General features: G+C 64.6%; 14 protein-coding genes. 6 read left to right on the top strand and 8 right to left on the bottom strand.

Annotated features, from left to right (window positions below; translation table 11 throughout):
* Nucleotides 1-100: 100 nt before the first annotated feature.
* From ARTSIC4J27_RS04950 to ARTSIC4J27_RS04940, 3 genes are all read right to left on the bottom strand, one after another.
* Nucleotides 101-1225, bottom strand: a complete 1125-nt coding sequence (locus tag ARTSIC4J27_RS04950; protein WP_050054213.1) for a serine hydrolase domain-containing protein — start codon at nucleotides 1223-1225, stop codon at nucleotides 101-103.
* Between the two features lie 160 nt (nucleotides 1226-1385).
* Complete coding sequence (locus ARTSIC4J27_RS04945) at nucleotides 1386-2018, bottom strand: MBL fold metallo-hydrolase (protein WP_050054112.1); 633 nt, start codon at nucleotides 2016-2018, stop codon at nucleotides 1386-1388.
* Nucleotides 2019-2072: 54 nt separating this feature from the next.
* Nucleotides 2073-2921 (bottom strand): SGNH/GDSL hydrolase family protein, encoded by an 849-nt coding sequence (locus ARTSIC4J27_RS04940; RefSeq protein WP_050054111.1) that lies wholly within the window; start codon nucleotides 2919-2921, stop codon nucleotides 2073-2075.
* A gap of 109 nt (nucleotides 2922-3030) precedes the next feature.
* On the opposite strand from ARTSIC4J27_RS04940, the gene ARTSIC4J27_RS04935 reads away from it, so the two are divergent.
* The gene (locus ARTSIC4J27_RS04935) at nucleotides 3031-3528 is read left to right on the top strand and encodes a hypothetical protein (RefSeq protein ID WP_050054110.1); all 498 of its coding nucleotides are present in this window, start codon (nucleotides 3031-3033) and stop codon (nucleotides 3526-3528) included.
* On the opposite strand, the gene ARTSIC4J27_RS04930 is transcribed toward ARTSIC4J27_RS04935, so the two are convergent.
* Complete coding sequence (locus ARTSIC4J27_RS04930; RefSeq protein ID WP_050054109.1) at nucleotides 3522-3938, bottom strand: CBS domain-containing protein; 417 nt, start codon at nucleotides 3936-3938, stop codon at nucleotides 3522-3524. The two genes, ARTSIC4J27_RS04935 and ARTSIC4J27_RS04930, sit on opposite strands and share 7 nt — an antisense overlap.
* Nucleotides 3939-4048: 110 nt before the next feature.
* Between ARTSIC4J27_RS04930 and ARTSIC4J27_RS23130 the strand changes: the two genes are divergently transcribed.
* Nucleotides 4049-4249, top strand: coding sequence for a hypothetical protein (locus ARTSIC4J27_RS23130; protein ID WP_235436547.1), 201 nt, complete (start codon nucleotides 4049-4051; stop codon nucleotides 4247-4249).
* 365 nt (nucleotides 4250-4614) lie between these two features.
* Here ARTSIC4J27_RS23130 and ARTSIC4J27_RS04920 read toward each other — a convergent pair whose 3' ends face one another.
* Nucleotides 4615-5487 carry an AraC family transcriptional regulator gene (locus ARTSIC4J27_RS04920; RefSeq protein WP_050054107.1) on the bottom strand — a complete coding sequence of 291 codons (873 nt, stop codon included), beginning with the start codon at nucleotides 5485-5487 and terminating at the stop codon, nucleotides 4615-4617.
* Between the two features lie 323 nt (nucleotides 5488-5810).
* Here ARTSIC4J27_RS04920 and ARTSIC4J27_RS04915 point away from each other — a divergent pair, with 323 nt between their 5' ends.
* A complete protein-coding gene (locus tag ARTSIC4J27_RS04915) occupies nucleotides 5811-6803 on the top strand; it encodes a discoidin domain-containing protein (protein WP_083435327.1) in 993 nt (330 codons plus the stop codon).
* Between the two features lie 116 nt (nucleotides 6804-6919).
* Nucleotides 6920-9202, top strand: coding sequence for a discoidin domain-containing protein (locus ARTSIC4J27_RS04910; protein WP_200900755.1), 2283 nt, complete (start codon nucleotides 6920-6922; stop codon nucleotides 9200-9202).
* A 223-nt stretch (nucleotides 9203-9425) separates the two neighbouring features.
* On the opposite strand, the gene ARTSIC4J27_RS04905 is transcribed toward ARTSIC4J27_RS04910, so the two are convergent.
* The 3 genes from ARTSIC4J27_RS04905 to ARTSIC4J27_RS04895 form a co-directional block, all read right to left on the bottom strand.
* Nucleotides 9426-9965, bottom strand: coding sequence for a hypothetical protein (locus tag ARTSIC4J27_RS04905; RefSeq protein ID WP_050054104.1), 540 nt, complete (start codon nucleotides 9963-9965; stop codon nucleotides 9426-9428).
* Between the two features lie 620 nt (nucleotides 9966-10585).
* Nucleotides 10586-11065 (bottom strand): hypothetical protein, encoded by a 480-nt coding sequence (locus ARTSIC4J27_RS04900; protein WP_050054103.1) that lies wholly within the window; start codon nucleotides 11063-11065, stop codon nucleotides 10586-10588.
* 375 nt (nucleotides 11066-11440) lie between these two features.
* Nucleotides 11441-12262: an MBL fold metallo-hydrolase gene (locus tag ARTSIC4J27_RS04895; RefSeq protein ID WP_050054102.1), complete on the bottom strand. Its 822-nt coding sequence runs from the start codon at nucleotides 12260-12262 to the stop codon at nucleotides 11441-11443.
* 215 nt (nucleotides 12263-12477) lie between these two features.
* On the opposite strand from ARTSIC4J27_RS04895, the gene ARTSIC4J27_RS04890 reads away from it, so the two are divergent.
* Both ARTSIC4J27_RS04890 and ARTSIC4J27_RS04885 read left to right on the top strand, forming a co-directional pair.
* Nucleotides 12478-12861, top strand: coding sequence for a hypothetical protein (locus tag ARTSIC4J27_RS04890; protein WP_050054101.1), 384 nt, complete (start codon nucleotides 12478-12480; stop codon nucleotides 12859-12861).
* The gene (locus ARTSIC4J27_RS04885) at nucleotides 12854-14914 is read left to right on the top strand and encodes a matrixin family metalloprotease (RefSeq protein ID WP_083435326.1); all 2061 of its coding nucleotides are present in this window, start codon (nucleotides 12854-12856) and stop codon (nucleotides 14912-14914) included. Before ARTSIC4J27_RS04890 ends, ARTSIC4J27_RS04885 begins: the two co-directional genes overlap by 8 nt.
* Nucleotides 14915-14925: the final 11 nt, after the last annotated feature.

Raw genomic sequence — 14925 nt, 5'->3', positions numbered from 1 at the left:
GTTGCAGCTAGAACGGGGAAACGCCGGATATGCGGCCGTCGCTTCAACGAAAGTGATCTCCTGGGCATCGACGTGTCAACCCGTCTCTTTTTGGTCTGGGCTAGCACATGCTCTTGGCGGTCTGCAGGATAGCGTCCTCCATCTCGGGAACGAGCGGAGGCGCGTCTGCGACGTTCAGTTCACGGGGCGGCAGCACCGCTGCTACGGTTGCCTGCTGTTGGCCGTCTTCGGAAGATACGGATTGGATACTGTACGGGCCTCCGCCGCCGGACACGAAAACGTGGCCTGTACCCGGGCAGACGGCGTCACTTGGACGGATGCCACCCAAAGAAAACGGCTTGGCCTCAACCATGCTTTTCCACGTTTCCTCGCGGATCAGCCGGCCCGTGGTGAGCGCCGCCAAGAATCTGCTGAGGTCTTCGACCGTTGAAATGACCCCGGAATCAGCAGATCCGGCAACTGCGTCAATACGCGTGAAGTCGCGCCTGTTCCCGCCCTCCAGCACGTACCCGTGCAGCATGGGCTCAGGTGGCTGCTCTGCCGCCGCCACGTGGGTGTTGTCCATTCCTGCGGGCTCAAACACGTCCTTGGCGAGAATCTCTGCGAGTCCGCGGTTGTGTTTGCGTTCCAGCAGCCAGCCCAGCACTTCCCAGTCAGTTGCAGACCACGCAAAGTAGGTCACGGGCCCTGGCGGCAGGTTCACACCGGCTGCCATGTGGAGCCGTTCCTCGAAGGTCAGTGCCCTTGTTTGGAGCTCGTCCAGGCTTCTGGATTCAATGAGGGGTGGAAAGTAGTCGGGCAGGCCGGAGGTACTGCCCATCAGATCCCGCACCGTGACCCGGTCCCACGACGGGAAGATGGCCGTGAACTCCGGTAGATGAGCAGAGACGGGATCGTCCAGGCGCACGGCGCCGGCCTCCACCAGCTTCATCACGGAGACGGCTACCATCGGCGTTCCTGCCCCGATGATCCATGTTTTGTCCGTGGGGGCCGCCTTCTTCCTGGACTCGAAGTCATTCACCCCCGTGGCCCTTAGCTCTTCCTGGTCTCCATTCCGGACATGGAAGACCACTGCAGACGCTCCATGTGCGGAAGCGTCGGAGGCAAAAGCTTCCAGCGCCGCGGCAAGCTCTACAGCCGGGGTGGTGGCTGTTTCGTCGGGGGCGCCGTACGTGCACCCGGAAAGCACAAGAGCCACGGCCACCACTGCGGCTTTCTTTTTCACCACGGAACCGGACCCCATGTATTGCCCGGAGGGATATTGAGCCTGCACGGCAGGGCCCGGACCATGACCGCTCCTCTCCGAGAATGCGCCGCCCAGCCCACTTCCAATTATGTTCCTGAAACCTCTGATTAGATCCTTTGAGGCGGCCCAGGACTGTGGTTCAAGGAGAGACTGCGTTACCGGGCTTCCAAGGCTCATGCGTGTGTGAGAGCCAAACCATTTCAGGGTTCAGGGAACGGATCAGCTGCTGCCCGTTGGTGCGGGGGTTATCAAGTTCGTCGAACCAGACTGCCGTGTCACCGGCGATGATCGTTGGGCCTGCGGCTCCGTCGACGACGACGATCTGTGAGCCCCGGGTGTGACCGGGCGCCGGCAGGAGCCGCAGCCCGGGGAGCAGTTCGAGCTCGCCGTCCACCTCGATGTAGTTCATGCCGGGCGGGTCTACCCATTCGGGGATGGTGTAGTCGTCCTGGTTGCGGGCGTCGTCGAGTTCCTGGCGTTGGACATAGGTGGGCTTTCCCGCGAAGAGGTGGTTGCCTCCGCAGTGGTCGAAGTGCAGGTGGGTGTTCACCACCATGTCCACACTGCCGGTGTCAAAGTCCTGCTCGTTCAAGGGGTAAATCCGGGGGTCCATGTCGGCGACCGCCGGGTGAACCTGGGTCATGCCGGTGTCCACCAGCACACGCGCCTCGGGGTGGTCGATCACATGCACGTAGACCGGCATCGGCTCGCCTTCGGCCAGCAGTTCGGCAACCCGGACGGCGGTTACACGGATTTCAGCGGGAGAATTCAATGTTCACCTTCCGTTGGGGCGTCCGTCGAGCCAGGAGGCACGGAGCCACTCCACCTATTGGGTCAAAGCCGTCCAGGACTCCAGGAACTTCTCAGCGATGAAAGCGTGGCCAGCGGTGTTCGGGTGGATGCCGTCGGCGTCGAACTCCGGGCTGTTGGCAGCGGTGAACCAGCCGGCCTCGAGGGCGTCGATATAGGGGGCGTTGGCAGTCGCGGCCCCGGCACGGACGGCATTGTTCACGTCGCGCAGTTCCTCTGCAAGCGGCTGGGGCGCCGACGGTCCGAACACCACCACCTGCACGCCGGGCCACAACCTGCGGGCTGTCTCTACGGTCTGCGCAGTTGCGGCCCTGACCTCGTCCGGGTTGCCGATTTCCGCGTCGTTCTGGCCGCCCTGGAGAACGAGGAGGTTGGGCACAAAAGCCGGGTTGGCCGCGATGTTCCGCAACCGGACTTCGTACTCTTCACCCTGCTCATCCTGCGCGCCGCCGCCCCAGGCGAAGCCGGTTCCGCCGATCCCGTCGATGTTGGTGGGGTATCCGAGCTCCCCGGCAACAAGGTACGCCCACCCCTGGTCAGGGAGGTCGGCACCGTCACCGGCAGTGTAGGAATCACCAAGGATAAGCAGCACAGGATCAGCAGGCAGCTCAATCTTGAGCGAGGGAGCCGTAGGAGTTGCAGTAGCCGTGGGTGTCGGTGTGGGCGAAACGGACGCGGTGGCGGAAGGCGCCGCTGCCAGCGGACTCACCGGCGCCGGGACAGTTTCGCTCACGTTGCGTGGACCCATCAGGGCAAGAGCCGCAACGCCGAAGGCGGCCACTGCCAGCACAAAAAGTGCAGCGTACTTGATCCACTCCTGCTTGGTAATACTCGGGCGCCCGCCGTTCCTCGTCACCCGGCACATCCTACCGGGGCGAAGCCCTGTCGAGGGGCAACCCGGAGTCCTCTTGACAAGCCCCACGTCACGGCTTCTCATTCACGTACCTGCACGAATAGGAAAGGCCGTGGTGGCTATGCCTGCCGTCCCAACGCATTCCCAGGCGAAGAAGTCCCGGCTCCGGACCGGGGCCGCGCTCATGGCGCTGGCCGGGCTGGCCTTCGTGGCCTACGGCGCAGTCTTCCTGGTGCTTAACTTCGCTGGCACGTTCCTCGAGCTGGGCATCGGGCCCGACGAAGTGGACAAGACCAAGGCGGACGTGGAGGCGTTCAGCCCGCAGCTCTACCACTACATCAGCCACCTCCACATCGCGCTCAGCGGCTTCATCACGGCTACCGGGCTGGCCATCGCCGGCCTCTCCTGGTTCGGGGTGCGCCGCGGAGAACGGTGGGCCTTCACCGTGGCCGTTAGCGTCCCGGTCGTCGGACTGGCCGTCGCCGTCCCCGCCCATTACCCGTGGGGCCTGGCCACGCTTGGGCACCTTGGTCCGGTCTACCTCGCCGTCCTCATTTTTATAGCTGGGGCCGGGATGGCGTACAGCGAACTGCGGAAATACCGTCCGGAATCTCAGTAGAAGGAGATAAGTTCGACCAATTCCCCTACCCTGTCCTCCGGGTAGTTGCGGGCAACGTCCGCCTGGGTAAGGATGCCCACCAGGTCATGGCCGTCGATGACCGGCAGACGGCGCACTTGGTGCTCTCCCATAACCCTGATGGCTTCCTCGATGGAATCATCGGCACCGATGGTGACCGGCTTGCCCTGGCCAAACTCCCCGGCCTTGGCAGTACGCGGGTCGCCACCCTCCGCGAAGCATTTGATGACGATGTCCCGGTCCGTGATCATGCCCTTGAGGCGATTGTCCTCTCCACAGATAGGCAGCGCGCCGACGTTGAGGTCCTTCATTTTCCGGGCCGCTGCCTCCAAGGTCTCATTTTCACCGATGCATTCAACGCCGCCGGTCATAATTTCACGTGCTGTGGTCATGGCATTCTCCTCGTTAGCTTGCGCCCGTAGGGGCGTCGGGTGTTCCTGGTATCGGGCATCCCCAGACTTTGTCCGTCATCGTCACGTTCACATGTGATGCACTGGACAAGATGAATTCCGCAAGCCACCTCACCTTCCCGGCGGAGCTAAGCGCCGAACTGGGTGTATATCGAAATTTTATCCGCGTTTATCCCGGATGGACATGGAAGTTCATCACCCCAGCCGCCGTCGGCTCCGCACCATTCGTGCTTGGCAAAATGCGTACGACGGCGGGCGCGCGCCCGCCGTCGTACGCCCACCTTGCGCGCTGACTAGTGACTCGTACGCACTCAGCCGGTATGTTGAAGGCTTGGACCAGCGGGCGAAACTGGCCCGCATTGAAACTGGACGCTGGGGGCAGCAAAGGTCATGCACACAGGAGCGCGTAAAACTGCAGGGGCAGGCTCGGCGAACAGCGCCGGGCCGCAACGGTCAAACTCCAGGCGGGCATCCGCCGGTTCCAGCCCGTCCCGGTTCAAAGTCACGGACTGGCCCGAGGTGCCCGCTGACCCGGCAAAGGATCCGGAGGCCGCACATGCAACTCCTGCAAAACCAAACCCTGACGGTTCCAGCCCGGCCCTGGGGTTCAAGGACTTCGTGTGGCCGGAAAGCAGCACCAGCCTGGAGCCCGATGACGCTAAGCGGACGGGGCGTTGATTTTCGCTTCGATGGGGAGCCAAAGCTGACCGCGGCCTCTTGATCCGCCCGGTTCCGGCTGAACACTGAGCAGCTGCGGCCCGGGCGCCCATAGGTAGGGGTTGGCAGGGAACCACTCGGCGGCGGCGTCGGCCCACAGCTTTTGCAGGGCTTCGGGGAATTTCCCCTCGGTCTCGAAAACCACCCACAGCCCGGCCGGAACTTCTTTGGAGTCATATCCTTCCGGCGCCGGGTGCGAGGACGCCACTGCACGCCAGTAATCCAGTTCGCTGCCCTCGGTTCCCGGCTCCTCGATGTTCTCGGTGACAGCCACCAGGCCGAGCGGTTCCGTGTCCGAGAGCCCGGCCAGGCGCGGCCGCACCGCTGGATCCAGGCCACGCTCGAACTCTTCAATACCCGGGTTGGGTCCTTCATAGATGAGCCGGATTCGTGTCTTGAGGCCAATCAGGCGGAAGGCGTCCTTTTTGACAATCTGATGTTTCATGCCTGTGCTCCCTTCGATGCGTAAATGGAATTTCAAGTGGGGTTGGGAATGGAGCACTGCGCCGGGGCGTCGCGCTTCTGTGGGCGTCAGGCCGTGCATGGCTTTGAAGGCGCGGGTGAACGCCTCAGCGGACCCGTACCCGTAGCGCACGGCGACCTCCAGAACCCCCTGCCCGGCAACGATTTCCGCCGTCGCCGCCGTGAGTTTCCGGCGCCGGATGTACTCGGAGACGGGCATGCCAGCCAGGGACGCAAACATCCGCCGGAAGTGGTACTCCGAGGTGAGCGCCACGCGGGCGAGCCTGCCGACGTCGACGGCCGCGGTCAGATCCGCCTCGATGAGCTCAACGGCCCGGTTCCATTCCTGCATGGCATCCTTCCCTTCCCTTCAAAGGTATGGGGAACGTATCCCGGCGACCCCACTATCCCTGCCCGAAAAAATCAACGCCAGCTGCCATACCCGGAGGCAATTGCCGCAGTTCTCCCGGCCGGTCTCCCTCAAGCCGCGCGATGAACCAGCGTGCGATTCGCCCAGTACTCAGGTTCTACCTGCCTGCCGAGTGACTTCCGGCTGCCCTAAATCCGAGTACTTCGTACTCGTGCGGCAGTCGACTCTCATTTCTACACTCGAAGCTTCGAGGGCCGGACGCACCCGGGCAACCGGCGGCGTGCCAGAAGACGACGGGGGTTCTTATGACCAGGGCGAAACGGAGGAGGCTCCGCCAAACGTCCCTGTTTGTGGTCGGACTGCTGCTGGTGACCGGGTACCTGACGTACTTTGTCCCCAGGTCCTTGAGCAGTACCGGCTCCCACAGCTCCCACGCCCACGCCTCGGTGCTGCCGGCTGCCGCCCTCGCCGCCGCACCGGCTGCCCTGCCCCGGGCCGGATGGACGGCCTCGGCAAGCGACGCCGAAACCGCCGGTGAGAACGGCATCGCCGCCAACGTGCTGGACGGAAATGCCGCCACCATCTGGCACAGCAGATATTCTCCGGCGCCGGCGGCACCGCTGCCGCACACCATCACCATCGACACCAAGGTGAGCCAGGTATTCTCAGGGCTGCGCTACCTCCCCCGCGCCGACCATATGAACGGCCGGATCGGCACGTACTCCGTCCACGCCAGCTCCAACGGAAACACCTGGAGCCTCATCGCCCGGGGCACCTGGGCGGACAACGCTGACGAGAAAACCGTGACCTTCGCACCGGCCACCGCGCGCTACATCCGGCTCACCGCAAGCACCGAAGCCGGCAACCGCGGACCTTGGAGCAGCGCGGCGGAAATCAACCTGATTGGCGAGCCAACACCGCCTCCACCCGCTACAGGTCCGCTGCCAAGAGACGGATGGGTGGCCACCGCGAGCGATGAGGAAGTGGGCGGTGAAAACGGCCGCGCCGCAAACGTGCTCGACGGCAGCGCCGCCACCATCTGGCACAGCAGGTATTCGCCCGCGCCGGCAGCACCCCTCCCGCACACCCTCACCATCGACATGGGTGCCATCAAGGACGTCCTGGGACTGCGCTACCTCCCCCGGGCAGACCACATGAACGGCCGGGTGGGCGCCTACTCCATCCACGCCAGCACCAACGGCAGCACCTGGACCGCAATCGCCAGCGGCACCTGGGCGGACAACGCAGACGAAAAAACGTCGCCTTCGCCAAGGCTTCGGCACGTTACATCCGGCTGACGGCGACCAGTGAGGCCGGCAACCGCGGTCCGTGGAGCAGCGCCGCGGAAATCAACCTCCTCGGCGAACAGCCCACGCCCCCGCCCATCACGGCTCCGCTGCCGCGCGACGGGTGGGTGGCCACCGCAAGCGACGAGGAAACGGCAGGTGAAAACGGCCGCGCCGCGAACGTCCTCGACGGCAATGCCGCCACCATCTGGCACAGCAGGTATTCACCGGCACCGGCGGCACCACTGCCGCATACCCTCACCATCGACATGGGTGTCTCAAACCAGGTCTCGGGGCTGAGCTACCTCCCCCGCACAGACCACATGAACGGCCGGGTGGGCGCCTACGCCATCCACGCCAGCAGTGACGGAACCATCTGGAGCGTGGTCGCCAGCGGCACCTGGGCGGACAACGCGGACGAGAAAACCGCGGCCTTCACTTCAACCACGGTGCGCTACATCCGGTTGACAGCGAGCACCGAGGCAGGCAACCGCGGACCGTGGAGCAGCGCCGCGGAAATCAACATCCTTGGGGTCCAGCCAAAGCCCGAGTCGGCTTCCGGTCCCCTGCCCCGGGACGGCTGGCTGGCCTCCGCGAGCGACCAGGAGACAGCCAACGAAAACGGCCGCGCCGCGAACGTGCTCGACGGCGACGCCGCCACCCTTTGGCACAGCAGGTATTCGCCCGCTCCCGCGGCCCCGCTGCCGCATACCCTGACCATCGACATGGGTGTGGTCAACCAGGTCGCGGGGCTGCGCTACCTCCCCCGCTTCGACAATATGAACGGTCGGGTGGGCGGGTACTCAATCCACGCCAGCTCGAACGGAACCTCCTGGAACCTCCTCGCGCGCGGCACCTGGGCCGACAACGCGGACGAGAAGACTGTCACTTTTGCGGCAGCTTCAGCGCGTTACATCCGGCTGACGGCGAGCACGGAAGCTGGCAACCGGGGACCGTGGAGCAGCGCAGCTGAAATCAACCTGCTTGGAACACCACCGAAGGGGCCCGGAACATGGAGTCCCACGGTCAACTTCCCCCTCGTCCCGGCCGCCGCGGCACTGCTGCCCGGCAACAGGCTGCTCACGTGGTCCGCCTACTCGCCTATTACTTTTGGCGGCGAGACCGGCATCACGCAGTCAGCCATCCTGGACCTGAATACCGGGGCTGTCAGCCAGGCGGAAGTGGCCAACACCGGCCACGACATGTTCTGCCCCGGCACATCGCTGTTGCCGGACGGCCGGATCCTGGTCAGCGGCGGCAGCAACAGCGAAAAAACCTCTCTGTTCAGTCCTGCAACGAACACGTGGGCCCCGGGGCCGGACATGAATGTTGGCCGCGGCTACCAGTCCAACGTGACCACTTCCACGGGGGAAGTGTTCACCCTCGGCGGTTCATGGTCGGGCGGACTGGGCAGCAAGCACGGCGAGATCTGGAGCAGCACCGGCGGCTGGCGGCCGTTGCCTGATGTTCCGGTGGACAGCATCCTGACCGATGATCCCGGCGGCGAGTTCCGTTCCGACAACCACGCCTGGCTGTTTTCCGCGGCCGGCGGACGGGTGTTCCATGCCGGCCCCAGCCGTGAGATGAACTGGATCTCCACGGCCGGCACCGGCAGCGTCACGTCGGCCGGCACCCGGGCGGACAGCGCAGACGCGATGAACGGCAACGCGGTGATGTACGACGTCGGAAAGATCCTCACCATGGGCGGGGCGCCCGGCTACGACAACTCCGATGCCACGGCGCGGGCCTACACCATCGACATCAATAACGGGGTTGACGTTGCCCGGACCTCGGACATGGCGGTCAGCCGGTCCTTCGCCAACGGCGTCGCGCTGCCGGACGGCCAGGTGCTGGTGGTGGGCGGCCAGGCCCATGCCGTCCCGTTCACGGACACAGGCGCCAGGATGGCCCCCGAACTCTGGAATCCGGCTACCGAGGAGTGGACCGCGATGGCACCGATGGCGGTCCCCCGGACGTATCACAGCGTGGCATTGCTCCTTGCCGACGGCCGGGTGTTTGTGGGCGGCGGCGGACTGTGCGGCACGTGCACCACCAACCACCTGGACGGCGAGATCTTCACGCCGCCCTACCTGCTGAACGCGGACGGCAGCGCACGGACCCGGCCAACGATCGTTGACGCCCCCGCCACCGCTACGGCCGGCAGCAAGATCTCCGTGACCACCGGATCGAAGATCAGCAAGTTTTCCCTCATGCGGATGTCCTCGGTCACCCACACGGTAAACACCGACCAGCGGAGAATTCCGCTGACGGCAACGGGGACCTACGGCAACAACACCGCAACGCTGACGTTGCCGGCAGACCGCGGCGTGCTGGTACCGGGCGCCTACATGCTGTTCGCGATGGACGGCAACGGGGTGCCCAGCGTCGCGACGACGATCCAGATCTCGTGACAGCCGGGGCGGCGCCGCTAGTGCCCGTGACCTCCGCGGGTTGAGCCTGTCTAGACCCCCACGAAGCCAGTCGGTGATTGTGCCTGGGCCCTGCCACTGAGCATGGAGTGGCCCCGGAGCCCTCACAGGCTCCGGGGCTGTGCAGTCGCAGGTCCAGAAAGACGCTGCGGACTCCTGTGTGGCCGGCCAGCGTTCTTACCTGCCTTGCCTCATAGGTGTTCGACTAGCCCGTGATCAGGATGGCTGGCTCGCTGAACCCCTCGAAGGTCACCGAGTACTCGAAGCTGTAGTCGACATCGGTAACTTGAGCTAGCCAGCGGGGGTTCGGGCAGTCGAAGGTAGCCTGGAACTCCTGAGCAGAAGTTCCGTCCACTTTGACGCCTCCTGGGATGACCAGTCGGCCGTTCTTATCGGAGGTAACCGTAACAGGCGCCGCTTCCGTCTCCACGGTCTCTGTGAACGGATCTACGATATTGCGGTTGCCCGGGTTGCGGCACACGCCCGTGAACGTGGCGGTGAGAGACAGGTTAACGGTCGCATCCGTATTTCCGACGCCTGCGAACTCGGTACCAGTACACGTCACCGTGGCCGTCGTCTCGTTAAGTGAGCAGGTGGGCGCCGCTTTTCCCTTAGCGAAGTGAGCTCCCTGTGGAGCGTTATCGAGGTTTACAGTCGTCGCGGCCTGCGCCGCAGCCATGCCCGTTGCGAGGGCGAGAAATATTGCCGCGAACAGAATCAGGACGCGGCGGAGTGATAGCTTCATTTTTTTGCTTTCTGCAGATGCCCGTGGCCGGTCAGGCCCAAGGCGGTGAAGGAGGTTCGGAGATCCGGCTTTCGCCGGTCAATGTGCTTCTGAAGCGTCGCAGGCCACAGAAGCCACCCGGCCGCAGCCCCGAGAATGAGCTGCGCCTTTCGAATGGGCGAGCAAACAGCAGCACCTTTGCTTGTGCTGTCCTCGCCACTGAACAGATCAGGAGGGTGTCAGGCTAATTCTTTTGCTGACATCGGGATTCTCTCAGTGCAAATTCGCAATATGGAATCCGCCGATACCCAGTTCGTGGCGGTGCGCATGCCGTCGGTGGCACGCGACAAGGAGGCCAATTTATAACCTACCCGCTTCAACATCGTACGTCGGCCGGACACTTCTCAAGGGAATCGGTGACAGATAGGGGAGGCATGAGGGTGCATTAGGTAGGCCACCAGATCGGGGTTTCGGCTGCCCCCTTTTAGGCCGACGGCCACCTGCCATACGCGTGGCTGGCGCGGGACGGAGCGAAAGGCTCTTGGACCCGCAACAAAAGCGAGACGGCCGGGAGGCCTTGAGGTGGGGCCTCCGGACCGTGACGCTGTTTTCCTAGTCCGATTCAGTAATCGGAGCATTCACTATGCAAGCTCTGCACAAACGTCCGTTACATCTCCGATGCCGCTGTATGGACTTGATTCAGTCCCCTTCGATGTAAGCGCAAAGGTGAAATTTCCCTCTAATACGAAGATTCCCATCTCCTCGGATTTCACCTCGCGCGGGTTGAACACCACATTCAATCCGGTGACCTTGAATACGGTCGTCCCATCCGCCTGCACGGTGGCGTGTGTGGTCCCCGTAATCAGGTAGGTCACCTGCTCCCCCGTGTCGAGGTTGGTGACCGTGAGCACTTGGCCAGGAGAGCCCACGAAAAAGCGGTCCCCGGGAAGATCAACAAAATTCGATTTACCGGTCACTACCAACTGGACCGGGAACTGGCAAAGCTCCTTGGCTCTGAAGGTTTCATTAAAGATGATTTCCCCGCCCGGGGCCGCAGTCGCGGGGCTCGCGCTGGCAATAAACGCGAAGAACAGGACGCACAGAACAAACAGCTTCTTCATGGAAAACTCCATTCAGGTGGACGCGCACGCGAAGAAGTAGTAAAAGCACATGCGCGCAGAGGGGTTGCTGGTACTCGGCGTTGAATAATCAGCATCGGCGGCATTACCCAAGCAGGTAATTGCGCGGACGGACTGCGTGGAGTCGCAAAGGACCGTTTCGTCCCGCATCATGTCTTACCAAGGAGTAAGTTCGGCTGCTGTATCGCCAAAATTGCGATCACTAGGTGGCTGATGTTAGACCGCCATTTCCCGGTCTGTGAAGCATCAAAGATAAAGTAGGGGGCTCAATTCGGGAAGCAGGGGGCTCCGACTAAGGCAAGGTTGCGGTGAACGGCCGTGGACTTTCGCCGTTGCGGGTCCTCCAGCACTATGAACCTACCCCTGGTTCTCCCGGCGTGTTTCCTGCAGGCGCTTGATGAACCAGCGCGACTGTTCCGGCCCGTAGGGCAGCACCGGGATGGCCTTGGTGGCATCGTCCGGGGTGTCCCGGATGGAGCCGCGGGCCTGGCGGACGGCGGTGGTCATGGTGTTGGCCATGGTCTTGACGAACTGGTCGCTGCACGGCTTCCCGTGCCCGGGGATCAGGAACTCGTAACGGTGCCGCAGCGCCGAGATGTGGCGGAGCGCGTCCGCCCACTCCTCCGGGTACGAGTCTTCGAAGGAGGGGTGCGCGCCCTGCTCCACAAGGTCCCCCACGTACAGGGTGGTGGGGGTGCCCACCAGCAGGTCTCCGTCGGTATGGCCGCGGCCCAGGTAGAACAGGGTGGCCGTCAGCCCGCCGAGGTCAACCAGCACCGGCTGGTCTTTGACGATCGCGTTCGGAACCACGAGCTCCACATGCTGGCCCTCGCCGGTGGACATCTCCGGTTCCAGCGTCCCCACGAACCGGCGCTGGAGGTCACCGCGTTCATCAATCTCGCGGGCGCAGTTCTGGTGCGCCCAGAACTCGGTGGCTCCGGCTTCGGCGAACACGGCGTTGCCGAAGAAGTGGTCGTAGTGCGCGTGGGTGTTGACGACGACGAGCGGCAGCTGGGTCTTCTCCCGCACCGCATCCAGGATCTCCCGGCCCTGCCGCGGCCCGCAGCCGGTATCGATCACCATGGCCCGCTCGGATCCCACGATCAGTCCGGTGTTCAGCAGCGATCCTTCGGTGACCAGCACATAGTTGTCCGCGCCGACTTCGAGCCATTCCGACATTGTTTCTCCGTACCTCCGGCAAAGCAGTGTTCGTTCTCGTCTAGGCGTCGATTCTACCCATGGGCCGGTGGTTGAGCCCGGGGCCACGCCCGCGGGGAGCGGGTGGGAGCGAAACCCCGGGAGCCCGTACTCCACGCCGGCCGGACCGGTAACGGTGCAGTAACGCGCGTCTGATCGACTCATAGCTGTGGTTCCCCCGCGTGTGAGGCCGCGTTATGAGACAGCCCTGGAGTTCGGTCCGGATGGCGGGCCTGGCCCTGGACGTCCCGGCCCAGCTTGCCCCGTCGGAGGAGCGCGGCATCGAAGGCAGCGCTGCGGTCCTGGAGGGGGACGGCATGCGCCTGACTGTGGATACCAGCCCCTTCGCGGACCCCCTCACCCACTACGCGGCCAAGCCCGGCTACGAGCACTGGCAGGAAGCTGTGGCCAGCCAATCTGCTGACTTCATCCTGTTCGAAGAGGAGGGCACCCGCACCGTTGCCGTTGCCATCCCCGGCCGCGCCACCGCCGTCGTCCATCAACCGGCAGGCGCCGAAAGGGACGTCGCCCTGCAGATCCTGCGAAGCATCCGACCTGATGAAGGAGAGTCCAATGACTGAAGAGCAATACCGCGCCGCCCCGTACCTCGCGGCGGTCCCCACCACAGCCGCGGGTGAACGCAACCCGGGCTTCAGCAAGGTCCAGGCATATCTTGAGCGGTTCGGCTACCTGGCCGGCTCCACCACACGGGACATCGGCGTCCTGGACGACCCCACCGAAGGAGCCCTGCGGGACTTCCAGGAGTTTTTCCACCTTCCGGTCACCGGCGTGTTCGACGACGCCACCCGGGAAGCGATGATGCAACCCCGCTGCGGGCTTCCGGACATGCGCGGGGACGGCCTCGCCTTCTCCACAGCTTGTGCCTGGGCCGACCGGACCCTGACGTTCGCTTTCGACACCGGAACGGACGACGTCGCCGGCACCGCCGAGTTTGACGCCATCAGGCGTGCCATCCAGACCTGGCGGAACCTGGGCGGCCTGACGTTCACCGAGGTGGCCGTCGGATCCAGTCCGGACATCCGGATCGGATGGCGGCCCGCGGCGGACCCGGACCACTCGATGGTGGGTGGCGTCCTGGCCCATGCGGATTTCCCGCCGGGCTGCAGCGTGGTGACCAACACGCTGCCCAAGCCGGTGCACTTCGACGACAGTGAGCACGTGTGGAGCGTTGGCGCAGTGGCCAGCGCCTTCGACATCGAAACGGTTGCGCTGCACGAATTCGGCCATATCGTGGGCCTCGCGCACTCGAGCGTTGCGAATGCCGTGATGGCACCCACCGTGGCATCCAACTTCACCAAGCGGGCCCTCACCCAGGACGACATCGACGGATTCCGCGCGCTGTACCCGGCAGCCCCGCAGGCCTGGTCCGGCTGGAATTCCCTGGGCGGCACCCTCACCTCGGACATCTCCGTGGGCAACAACAAGGACGGCCGGCTGGAAGCCTTCGTCCGGGGCACCGACGGGGCTGTGTGGCACCGATGGCAAACCGCACCCAACGGAAACTGGGCGGGCTGGCAGTCCCTGGGCGGCGTGATCACCACCGAAATCGCCGTGGCCAACAACCAGGACGGCCGCCTGGAAATCTTCGCCCGCGGCACCGACAACGCCCTCTGGCACAAGTGGCAGACCACCCCCAACGGCAACTGGTCCGGCTGGAACTCCCTGGGCGGCGTGATCACCGGGCCACCGGCCACCGGACGCAACGCGGACGGCCGCCTCGAGGTCTTCGCCCGCGGCACCGACGGCGCGGTGTGGCACCGGTGGCAAACCGCACCCAACGGCAACTGGGCCGGCTGGCACTCCCTGGGCGGGGTGATCACCTCCGAAATTGCCACCGGCAGGAACGCGGACGGCCGGCTGGAAATCTTCGCCCGCGGCACCGACAACGCCCTCTGGCACCGGTGGCAGACCGCACCCAACGGCAACTGGGCCGGCTGGCAGTCCCTGGGCGGCGTACTCACCTCCAACATCACCACCGGCAGCAACGCCGACGGCCGCCTCGAAGTTTTCGTCCGCGGCACCGACAACGCCCTCTGGCACAAGTGGCAGACAGCACCCAACGGCAACTGGTCCGGCTGGGCATCCCTGGGCGGCATCCTCACGTCCGATATCGCCACCGGCAGGAACGCGAGCGGCCGCCTCGAGGTCTTCGTCCGCGGCACCGACAACGCCCTCTGGCACAAGTGGCAGACGGCCCCGAACAGCGGCTGGTCCGGCTGGGCCTCCCTGGGCGGCATCCTCACCTCCAACGTCACTGTGGGGAGAAACGCCGACGGCCGGCTGGAGGTCTTCGTCCGCGGCACGGACAACGCCCTGTGGCACAGGTGGCAGAACAGTCCTTTCCTGACCGAAGAATCCACCGGTGCTTCCGGTGCTGCCACCATGGCGGCGGAGGAAGGCGCGGAACCGGCCGCCGGCAGCCTGGTTGCCGGCACCGTGGACATGCCAGCCGGCACCATGGCCGGGAGCGTGACAACCAACGGGCACCAGCCGGCAGCACCGGCCATGCCTGCGGGGTCCATGGACACTCCAGCCAAGGAGTCCGCGGCTGAGTCCGGCACGCCTGATAAGGAAGGCAGCATGCCGTCCCGGGGCATGGCCGTCAGCGCCTGAGCAGGCGGGTG

The sequence above is a fragment of the Pseudarthrobacter siccitolerans genome (genome assembly GCF_001046895.1).
Taxonomy (GTDB): Bacteria; Actinomycetota; Actinomycetes; order Actinomycetales; family Micrococcaceae; genus Arthrobacter; species Arthrobacter siccitolerans.
The sequence above is the reverse complement of the archived record's forward strand: the minus strand, read 5'-3'. Positions and strand labels throughout refer to the sequence as shown.

Coding starts and splice junctions, on each gene's coding strand:
- ARTSIC4J27_RS04940 (WP_050054111.1), bottom strand. CDS start 2,921: ATGTGCCGGGTGACGAGGAACGGCGGGCGCCCGAGTATTACCAAGCAG.
- ARTSIC4J27_RS04935 (WP_050054110.1), top strand. CDS start 3,031: ATGCCTGCCGTCCCAACGCATTCCCAGGCGAAGAAGTCCCGGCTCCGG.
- ARTSIC4J27_RS04930 (WP_050054109.1), bottom strand. CDS start 3,938: ATGACCACAGCACGTGAAATTATGACCGGCGGCGTTGAATGCATCGGT.
- ARTSIC4J27_RS23130 (WP_235436547.1), top strand. CDS start 4,049: ATGAATTCCGCAAGCCACCTCACCTTCCCGGCGGAGCTAAGCGCCGAA.
- ARTSIC4J27_RS04920 (WP_050054107.1), bottom strand. CDS start 5,487: ATGCAGGAATGGAACCGGGCCGTTGAGCTCATCGAGGCGGATCTGACC.
- ARTSIC4J27_RS04915 (WP_083435327.1), top strand. CDS start 5,811: ATGACCAGGGCGAAACGGAGGAGGCTCCGCCAAACGTCCCTGTTTGTG.
- ARTSIC4J27_RS04905 (WP_050054104.1), bottom strand. CDS start 9,965: ATGAAGCTATCACTCCGCCGCGTCCTGATTCTGTTCGCGGCAATATTT.
- ARTSIC4J27_RS04900 (WP_050054103.1), bottom strand. CDS start 11,065: ATGAAGAAGCTGTTTGTTCTGTGCGTCCTGTTCTTCGCGTTTATTGCC.
- ARTSIC4J27_RS04895 (WP_050054102.1), bottom strand. CDS start 12,262: ATGTCGGAATGGCTCGAAGTCGGCGCGGACAACTATGTGCTGGTCACC.
- ARTSIC4J27_RS04890 (WP_050054101.1), top strand. CDS start 12,478: ATGAGACAGCCCTGGAGTTCGGTCCGGATGGCGGGCCTGGCCCTGGAC.
- ARTSIC4J27_RS04885 (WP_083435326.1), top strand. CDS start 12,854: ATGACTGAAGAGCAATACCGCGCCGCCCCGTACCTCGCGGCGGTCCCC.